Source organism: Pseudomonas typographi (assembly GCF_014694385.1).
Taxonomy (GTDB): domain Bacteria; phylum Pseudomonadota; class Gammaproteobacteria; order Pseudomonadales; family Pseudomonadaceae; genus Aquipseudomonas; species Aquipseudomonas typographi.
Genome location: NZ_JAAOCA010000010.1, coordinates 154,326 through 163,786, shown reverse-complemented (window position 1 = coordinate 163,786; position 9,461 = coordinate 154,326). Strand labels below are relative to the sequence as shown.

The window sequence follows — 9,461 nt, the reverse complement described above, 5'->3', positions numbered from 1 at the left end:
GCGTTGATTGATGGCGGCCTGGTGCTGACCGGCACCGGCGAGGCTAACGCCACGGTGAGCGTGGGCGGCGCCAGCGGTGCACTCGGCAGTGCGCTGGTTGCCAGCAACGGAACGTTTAGCGTGAGCTTGACCAGTGCCCAGCTCAACGGTGAGGTGTTGACGCTGGTGCAAACCGACGCCGCCGGCAACGCCTCGGTGCCGGTGAGCTATATCGCGGCAGACGTGACCGCGCCCTTGGCTCCTACGCTTCTGGCCTACAGCGCCGACAGCTCGCAATTGGCCGGGGCCGGTGAAGCCGGTGCCACCGTTAGGGTCAGTGCCGGTGGCACGCTGATCGGCAGCGGGCAGGTCGCCGCCAATGGCCGCTTCCTGATCGTTTTGTCCCCCTCGGTAGCGCCCGGCGATAGCCTGGTGGTAGTACTACAGGACGCCGCCGGCAACACCTCCCCCGCCACGGACTATGTCGTACCGAACGGGACACTGCCCGACGCCCCCGTGGGCCTGGCCTTGAGCAGTGATGGGTTGACCCTCACCGGCACTGCCCAAGTGGGCACCACCGTCGCCATATATGGCCCCGCCGGCACGCTGCTAGGTAGCGCCAGTACGGCGCTCGACGGCACCTTCAGCGTGGCCTTGCAAAGCGCCCAACTCAATGGCGAACTGCTGCAGGCCATAGCCAGCGCCAATGGCGCCGACTCAGTACCCACTAGCTTCACGGCTCCAGACGTCACCACCCCAGCCGCCGTCACCGACCTGGCTGTGAATGCCAGCGGCACCCAGCTCACAGGGCATGGTGAAGCCGGTGCCACCGTGACCGTGCGCAATGCCGCCGGCACCGTGCTGGGGACGGCGATCGTGGCCGCCAATGGCAGCTTTTTCGCTTCGCTGGCGCCGGCACAAGCCAACGGCCAGGTACTGAGTGCCGCCCAGCAAGATGGCGCGGGCAACACCTCGGCCAGCACGTCGGTCAACGCACCCGACATCACCCCGCCGGCGCAGGCCACCGCCTTGGTCGTGGCTGGCGATGGCTTGAGCCTTACCGGCACGGGTGAGGCCGGCGCCACCGCCACCGTGCGCGGCGCCGACGGCACCGTGCTCGGCAGCGGCCCGGTGGGCAGCAATGGCCAATTCAGCGTCACCCTCGGCAGCGCGCAAATCGATGGCGAACTGCTCAGCGTCACCCTGGCCGACGCGCACGGCAATGTCTCGACCAGCGCCTCGGTGACCGCGCCGGACATCGACGTCAATACCCCTGTGGTGGCCACTGACAACCTGGCCACGGCCGAGGTGACCATCGTGCCGGTCACCAACAACCGTACCTACACCGACTCGTTCACCACCTTGCTGGCGGGTTTTTCCAAAACGTTCAACTTCAGCGTGGCGGCGGGTACCGAGGTGGACCCCACCTTGACACTCAGCACCTCCAGCGCCGTGTCGCTGCTCGATGGCGTCGTTTATACCCTGCAGGTAAAAGACGCCAGCGGTAACTGGGTGTCGCTCGATGTCAACGGTAATAGCGGCCTGCTCGACCTGCTTGCACTGGCGGGCCAGGGCATGCGGGTGCATATCAACACCTTGCTGGCGGGCGATTACCGCTTGATCGTCAGCAGTACCGGCATCGGCGTGCTGACCACCGTCAACACCTCGCTGGCAATCGATACCACCAGCCTCACCCAATTCAACGGCGTGGCGGGGGCCGCCATCACGGGCAATGTGATCACCGACCCGGGCGTTAACGGCAACGCCGACATCACCGGCCCAGACCACGGTGCCGTACTCACCGTGCTGAAGAACGGCAGCTATGTGGCTCCCGGCAGCGGCACCGTGGTAGAAGGCCTTTATGGCACGCTCACGCTGAACGCCACCGGGGCCTACATTTACACGCCCAATGGCACGCTGGCCAGCGTCGGCAAGGTCGATGTTTTCAGCTACACCCTCACCCATGCTAACGGCTTGACCTCCACCGCCCACCTCTACGTGCGCATCGACAGCCCACAGGCCACTGAGGTCTGGAACAGCAACGACCTGGCGGCCGCGGCCACCCTGATAGACGCGACTAACGACGTAGCCAGCAGCGCATTGACCTTGGCACCTCTGGAAGTCACCAGCACCAGCGTGCTGGGCACGTTGTCGCTACCGTTGATCGGCAGTGCCAGTGCCAGCTACAACATCAGCGTGGCCAGCGGTGCGGTCAGCGACCTGACGGTGTCGCTTTCAGCGAGCAACGTGTTGAGTTTGCTCAGTTCGTTGACACTGAGCTTGTACCAACAAAACACCGCCGGCGCCTGGGTGTTGGTTCGTAGCTATGGTGGCAGTTCGTTGCTCGCCCTGGGCGGCGGTAATTACGGCATGACCTTCGAGGACCAGCCCAGTGGCAACTACCAGGTGCGCCTGAGCGGTGGCGGTATCAGCGTGGCGAGCAGCGTCACAGCCAGCTTGACCAACGTGGCCACCTACGCCAGCCAACTGGTAGTGCACAGCTACACTGCCGTTACCGGCAACCTGCTGACCGACACCGCCGGCGCCGGTGCCGATGTACTGGGTTCGCCGTTCACCGTACTCAGCGTACTGCTGGCCGGCAACTACGTAGTGCCTGGCAACAACGGCACCAGCATCGCCGGCACTTACGGCACCTTGTGGGTGAAGGCCGACGGTACCTACAGCTACACCTTGAATAACGGCCTAGATAGCAGTGTGGTGGGCCAGCAAGATGTTTTCAGCTACGAACTAACCCATCCCAGCGGCGCCACCAGCACGGCTACGCTGACCGTGGACCTGACCCAAGCGGCTACCACGGCGAGTATCAGCACTTTCGCTACCCTGGCGTTGGCCGACGACACCGCCGCCAGCCAAGCGGCCGTGGCGGCGAGTAGCCAGGAGCAAGTGTTGCAAGGCACCGATGGCAACGACACCCTCGATGGCTCCCACGGTGGCGCTGTCACCTTGCAAGGCGGCGCGGGTAACGACACGCTGATCATCGCCGATCAGCATTTCACCTCAGTCGATGGCGGCAGCGGCACCGATACCCTGCTATGGGCTGGCGGCGATGCAACGATCAACCTAAGCGACCTGGCGCCACGCATTCACAACATCGAGATCTTCGACCTGAACAGCACCACCGCGGTGAAGCTCAGCCTGAGCCTGGCCGACCTGCTGGCGGTGACCGAAGCCGACCACGGCACACTGCAGATCAAGGGCAACAGCCAGGACAGCGTGCATATGAGCGGTGCCTGGAACAGCGACGGCGCGGCGCAGGCCGAGGGTGTCGAATACGCGCAGTTCACCCCCCAAGAGGACGCTACCCACCACCTATGGGTGCAGAACGGCATTCACGTTGTGTAAGGCCTAGGTGCCCCGGTACGCTGGCGCCGGGGGCGTTTCCACGAGTAAGGGATTGCAGTGAAACCACCTCGCACGCTTCGGCGCTTACCATTTGCGCTGTGTATGCTTTGCGCGCTCCCGGCGCAGCCCAGCCAGGCAGCCGGCGGCATCGACCCGGCTTGGCGGCGGTTGAGCCCGGTGCAACTGCGCAACGGGCCAGCACACGTGCCGGCGCGGCCTGCACCGCAGGCGGCCGATAACCCTGGCGGCGCGCTGCTCGACCTGCCGGCGGCCATTGCCCTTGCGGTGGCATGGCACCCGAGCATCGCCGAGGCGGTAGGCAACCTCTACCAACAGGGCGAAGGTATCAACGTGGCCGAAGCCGGCTACTATCCGCAGGTCAGCGGTGGCGTCAAGGCCGGGGTAGACAGCGGTTACAACGGCGCCCGTGGCAGCCGCGCGCTATCGCTTTCGCTTAAGCAAATGCTCTACGACTTCGGCAAGGTGCGCAGCGGTGTAGACATGGCCCAGGCCAAGGCTGCACAGGCCCAGGCGAACATTTTGCTAGCGATAGACCAAGTGGTCCGCGACACCGCCTACGCCTTTATCGAAGTGTGCCGTTATGAGCAATTGCTGGCCATAGCCCGCCAACAAGTCAGCGGCATCGGCGGAATCGTAGCGCTAGCCCGCCAGCGCAGCGACCTGGGCGCCAGCACCCGTTCCGACGTGGTGCAGGCGCAATCGCGCGCCGACGGCGCACAAGCCTTGCTGCAAGAATACAAGGCCCAATTGGCACGCTGGCAAGCCACCCTAACCAGCCTGCTGGGGCGCAGTTATGTGCCGGCCCTGAACGAGGCGCCCAGCCCACGGTTAGAGGGCGCCTGCACACCCACGGCGCCCGCCGGCGATACCCAGCCAGCGGTACTGGCCGCCCTGGCCCAGCGCAGCGAGGCCCGCGCACAACTGAACCAGGCACACGCGCAAGCGTTCCCTACGCTGTCGTTGGAGCCGTCGGTCAACCACTACCTGGACAACGACTACGACCGCGATAACCCTTACATCGACCGCACCCAGGCCGGCCTTTACCTGAACTTGGAAGTACCCATCTACCAGGGTGGCGCCACCAGCGCGCGCACCCGGGCCGCCGGGCACGCCCTGGCGGCGGCCGACTCAGCCGAAGATGCCGCGCGCCTGCATGCCCGCCAGGGGTTGGCCGAGGCCCAAGCGCAAACCGCCAGCCTCGACCTGCGCCTGCAATCGCTTCAGGCGCGCCAGGTGAGCATCACCGAGGCACGCGGATTGTACGAACGCCAATACCTGGACCTTGGCACGCGGCCGCTACTCGACCTGCTCAATGCCGAGCAAGAAATTCACCAGGCGCGTTTCGACCTGGCCAATACCCTGGCCGACCAGCAGCGGCTGCGCGTGGATTGCCTCTACGAACGTGGTGCCTTGCGCCGGGCGATGGGCCTCGAAGGCCTGGCCGTACAAGGTGTGGAGATACTGCCATGAGCAATGCCATACCGCTACCGCCTAGCCCCGGCGACGCTGGGCGCAACGACCAGGGCGCGTGGTTGGAGGCTATCCTGCGGGTGGCCGGGCATTACCGGTTGGATGTTTCGCCGCAGAGCATTCGCCTGGTAGCCGAAGCCGGCGGCACCCATGGAGACGACAGTGTGCGGCGTATGGCACGCCAGGCCGGCCTGAGCGTGCGCTTCACCCAGTTGGACCGCGCGGCCTTGAGCCCGTGGCGGCTGCCGCTGGTAGTGGAATGCGACGATGGCCAAGTGGGTGTGCTCGAGAGCATTGCCGCCCACGGAGCCCTGGGCCTGGCCTTCAGTGGCGACCAGGGCCTGCAAAGCCGGGTCGAAGCCGCCACCCTGCTAGCCCGGGCGCTGCGCGTGGCGGTGCTGCGCCCGGCCAAGACGCTGCGCGACGTACGCACCGACGATTACACCGCGCCCTTCGACGAGCATTGGTTTGGCCGGATCGTGCTGCGCGACCTGCGCCCCTATGCCCAGGTGATGCTTGCGTCGCTCGTGGCCAATGTGCTGGCCCTGGCCGGGGTATTGTTTTCGATGCAGGTGTACGACCGGGTGATCCCAGCGCAATCGTTACCCACGCTGTACGTGCTGTTCGGCGGTGTGTTCCTGGCGTTGTTGTTCGACCTGTTGATGCGCCTGCTGCGCCTGCGTATCACCGACCTGTTGGGCAAACGGGCCGACCTGCGCGTGTCAGACCTGGTGTTTGGCCATGCCCTGCGCCTGTGCAACTCGGTGCGGCCGAAATCCACTGGTTCATTCATCGCTCAGTTGCGCGAATTGGATCAAATCCGTGACTTGATCACGTCCAGCACCGCCACGGCCTTGGCGGACCTGCCGTTCTTCGTGTTGTTCCTGGCGGTGTTCTACCTGCTCGGCGGCGTGCTGGTGCTAGTACCGTTGTTCGCCCTGGTGGCCATGCTGCTGCCTGGGTTGCTTGCCCAGCGGCGCCTCGCCCGGCTGGCCAATGCCTCGATGCGTGAGGCGGCACTGCGCAACGCCATATTGGTCGAAACCATCCAGGGCCTGGACGACATCAAGGCCCTGCAAGCCGAAGCGCGCTTCCAACAGCAATGGAACCATTACAACGCCACCTGCGCCCAGGGCGCGCTACAACTACGGGGGCTGACCAACGCCTTGGTAGCCTGGACCCAAAGCGTACAAGGCGCGGTGTACGCCATTGTGATCGTGGTAGGCGCGCCCCTGGTCATCAACGGTGACCTTACCACCGGCAGCCTGGTGGCGGCTTCGATCTTGTCATCGCGAATGATGGCGCCACTGGCACAACTGACCACCGTGCTGACCCGCTGGCAGCAGGCCAAAGTGGCGTTGCAGGGCCTGAACAAGCTGATGCAGGCACCGGTGGACCACCCCGAAGGCACGCCGCGTGTGCACCTGCCGGCGATTGCTGGGCATTACCGCCTGCACAACGTTGCCTTTCGCTACAACCCCGACGGGCCGCCCGCCCTGCGGGTCGAGCAATTGCTGATCGAACCGGGCGAGCACATCGCTGTACTGGGCCGTAACGGTGCGGGTAAATCCACGCTGTTGCAGGCCCTGGGCGGGGTAATGGACCTGGCCCAAGGCGAAATCAGCCTTGATGGCATCGCCCTGGCGCACCTCGACCCGGCCGACCTGCGCCGCGACGTGGGCCTGTTGCAGCAGCATGCACGGCTGTTCCACGGCAGCCTGCGGGAAAACCTGACGCTGGGTGCCAGCCAAGCCAGCGACCCGGACATCATCGCCGCGTTGGCCGCCACTGGCGCATTGGAATTCGTGCGGCAACTGCCCAAGGGCATGGACCATGTGGTGCTGGAAGGCGGCTTGGGGCTGTCCGGCGGCCAACGCCAAAGCCTGGTGCTGGCCCGGCTGTTATTGCGCCAGCCGCACATACTATTACTCGATGAGCCCACCGCCGCGTTGGATGACGTGAGCGAACGGCGCCTGCTCGACAACCTCTGGGCCTGGGCCCAAGGCCGAACCCTGGTGGTGGCTACGCACCGCTTGAGCGTGCTCCAGCGGGTAGACCGGGTGATTGTGCTGGACAACGGCCAGGTAGCGATCGACGGCCCGCGCGAGGCCGCGTTGGCCAAGCTGCGCCAGGCCGGCGCAGGCCAACAGCCATGAAAGGCAGCCTTGGGCCCCTGCGGGCGGCCAATGCGTCATACCTGGAAGGCGCAGATGAGCGGGCGGTGGCCGGCGCCGGCCGGCTGATTGGGCTGTGCGCCTTGATGCTTGGCGGCTTTCTGGCCTGGGCTGGCCTATTCAATGTGGTGGAAGTGTCTACCGGCACCGGCAAGGTGATCCCCAGCGCCCACGAACAGTTGATCCAGTCGCTCGAAGGCGGCATCGTCACCACGCTGAATGTGAGCGAGGGTGACCGGGTGGAACGCGGCCAGGTATTGGCCCAGCTTGACCCCACTAAAACCGCTTCCACCGTGGGCGAAAGTGAGGCCAAGTACCGCGCCGCCCTGGCGAGCCAGGCGCGGCTGCAGGCCGAGGTCAGCGGCCAGCCGCTGAAGTTTGCGCCGGAGCTTGACGCCTGGGCGCCACTGACCCGGGCCGAAACCGAGCTGTACAACGTGCGCAAGCAGGGCCTGGAAGCCACCTTGGCGGGCATCGAGGCGTCGCTGCGGCTGCTGCGCGCAGAGCTTGAGATCACCGAAAACCTCGCCAAAATCGGCGCCTCCAGCCGGGTCGAAGTACTACGGCTGAACCGCCAACGCTCGGAGCTCGAACTCAAAGCCATCGAGGCGAAATCCGATTACATGGTGCGTGCCCGCGAAGAGCTGGCAAAGGCCAGTGCCGAGGCCGACATGCAAGCGGCGATCATCCGCGGGCGCAACGATGCCTTGCAACGCCTCACCGTACGCTCACCGGTGCGCGGCATCGTCAAAGCCATCGAGGTGAACACCATAGGTGGGGTAGTCCCGCCCAATGGGCAATTGATGCAGATCGTACCGCTGGATGACCAATTGTTGATCGAAACCCGCATCCAACCGCGCGACATTGCCTTTATCCATCCTGGGCAGAAGGCCAAGGTGAAGCTCAGCGCTTATGATTATTCGGTGTACGGCAGCCTCGACGGCGAGGTGGTGACCCTCTCACCCGACACCCTTCAAGACGAGGTCAAACGTGATGAGTTCTATTACCGGGTGTACATCCGCACCGGCGATAACGCCTTGCACAACAAGGCCGGCAAGGCATTCCCCATCGTGCCGGGCATGGTCGCCACCGTCGACATCCGCACCGGCGAGAAGAACGTGCTCGATTACTTGCTCAAGCCGCTGAACAGGGCGCGCGAAGCGCTACGGGAGCGCTAGCGCAAGCGGCGCTGCCCCGGCGTGCGGGTGTGCCTGCCCCTGAAACCGCCGCCACTGCTTATCGATTTCACTGTAGGGCATGAAGATGCTCACGCGTGGGCGGTTCGCCAGGTCTGGCCGTTTCAACCGGGCAAGGTCCGCCTGGGTCAGGTAGGCCACGTTGATGCCCACCACCTCGCCATCCTGGCCGAACACCGGGCCACCACTCATGCCTTTGGCCGTAGGGCCATCGTGGGTGGCCTAGAACACACCGTCTTGCGCATCGAGGCGTACCAGCGCCGCCAGCGCGTGGCCGCGGCCCTCGATCGGTAGGTACAGGCTGTTGAAGCCAACGGCGGTGAGGGTTTCGCCGTGGGTGTATTGCCGCCAAACCGGCAGGTTGCCGTTGGCGTTGTGCTTGAAGAACTGCACGTCGCCGCTACCCTGATACGCCGCCCCGGGCAGGTACGGCAGGTGTTTTACCGTTACCGCGTAATCCTGATTCCACTGCACCGCGCTGCCCATTAACAGTAGGGGTAGCGGGCCACCAGAGTGGACGACGAAAGCTTGGGGGTAGGCAGGGTCCTTTACTAAAGCGGTTGGCACTCCGTTGCACCCGCTGACCAGCACACAGGCTGCCAGTAGATACTTGAACAGGGGCATTTCAGACACACAAGGGATAGCGGACAGGGGCGAAATATGTCACATAGCCACTACCCCATCAACCCACCCGGCGGTCCTTTTGTCCGCGGCCAATGCCCCCAGGTAACACCCTCAGCCGAGCAGCGTTTGCAGTTGTGCCTGTGTTTGCCCAGCGCCCATGGCTCGCGCCGCCCCTAGGGCATCGATGCCCTGGGCATCCCGGGCGCGCAGGTCGGCGCCGTGCTCGAGCAGGTAGCTTACGATCTCGCTACGGTTGAACATGGCGGCCATCATCAGCGCTGTGCGCCCATCGGCCCCACTGCCATCCACCGGTGCCCCTCCTTCGACCAATGCCTCGATCACCTCCAGGTAGCCCTTGAAGGCCGCACCGGCCATGGGCAGTTGGCCACGGTCATTGGCCTGCAGCGGGTCGGCACCATGGGCCAACAGCACGCGGGCGGCGGCCGCATGGCCGTGGTAACAGGCCAACATCAGCAGCGAATCGCCCTTGTGGTCGCTCAGGTTGGCTGGCAGGCCGTTTTCCAATAGCCGTTGCAGCATTGGCGCGTCGCCTTGGCGGGCGACCTCCAGCACCTGGCGGGCAAATTCGGCGCTTTCTTCTTCGGTCATGGGCGTAGGCTGGGCGGTCATCAGG

5 protein-coding genes and 1 pseudogene are annotated in these 9,461 nt (G+C 65.0%); 4 read left to right on the top strand and 2 right to left on the bottom strand.

From position 1 onward, the window contains the following. The 4 genes from HAQ05_RS10280 to HAQ05_RS10265 form a co-directional block, all read left to right on the top strand. Positions 1-3,342: BapA/Bap/LapF family large adhesin (locus tag HAQ05_RS10280; RefSeq protein ID WP_238936497.1), on the top strand; the 3,342-nt coding region annotated here is incomplete at its 5' end. Positions 3,343-3,399: 57 nt separating this feature from the next. Continuing rightward, the gene (locus HAQ05_RS10275) at positions 3,400-4,833 is read left to right on the top strand and encodes a TolC family outer membrane protein (RefSeq protein WP_420825764.1); all 1,434 of its coding nucleotides are present in this window, start codon (positions 3,400-3,402) and stop codon (positions 4,831-4,833) included. Beyond that, a complete protein-coding gene (locus HAQ05_RS10270; protein ID WP_190420067.1) occupies positions 4,830-6,989 on the top strand; it encodes a type I secretion system permease/ATPase in 2,160 nt (719 codons plus the stop codon). Before HAQ05_RS10275 ends, HAQ05_RS10270 begins: the two co-directional genes overlap by 4 nt. Further along, positions 6,986-8,185 carry an HlyD family type I secretion periplasmic adaptor subunit gene (locus HAQ05_RS10265; protein ID WP_190420065.1) on the top strand — a complete coding sequence of 400 codons (1,200 nt, stop codon included), beginning with the start codon at positions 6,986-6,988 and terminating at the stop codon, positions 8,183-8,185. Before HAQ05_RS10270 ends, HAQ05_RS10265 begins: the two co-directional genes overlap by 4 nt. On the opposite strand, the pseudogene HAQ05_RS29460 reads toward HAQ05_RS10265, so the two are convergent. Together HAQ05_RS29460 and HAQ05_RS10250 are read right to left on the bottom strand one after the other, a co-directional pair. Further along, positions 8,171-8,827, bottom strand: a pseudogene (locus tag HAQ05_RS29460) (trypsin-like peptidase domain-containing protein). The gene HAQ05_RS10265 and the pseudogene HAQ05_RS29460 sit on opposite strands and share 15 nt — an antisense overlap. Positions 8,828-8,938: 111 nt before the next feature. Further along, on the bottom strand, positions 8,939-9,457 hold the full coding sequence (locus HAQ05_RS10250) for an ankyrin repeat domain-containing protein (RefSeq protein WP_190420060.1): 519 nt from the start codon (positions 9,455-9,457) through the stop codon (positions 8,939-8,941). Positions 9,458-9,461: the final 4 nt, after the last annotated feature.

Coding starts and splice junctions, on each gene's coding strand:
- HAQ05_RS10270 (WP_190420067.1), top strand. CDS start 4,830: ATGAGCAATGCCATACCGCTACCGCCTAGCCCCGGCGACGCTGGGCGC.
- HAQ05_RS10265 (WP_190420065.1), top strand. CDS start 6,986: ATGAAAGGCAGCCTTGGGCCCCTGCGGGCGGCCAATGCGTCATACCTG.
- HAQ05_RS10250 (WP_190420060.1), bottom strand. CDS start 9,457: ATGACCGCCCAGCCTACGCCCATGACCGAAGAAGAAAGCGCCGAATTT.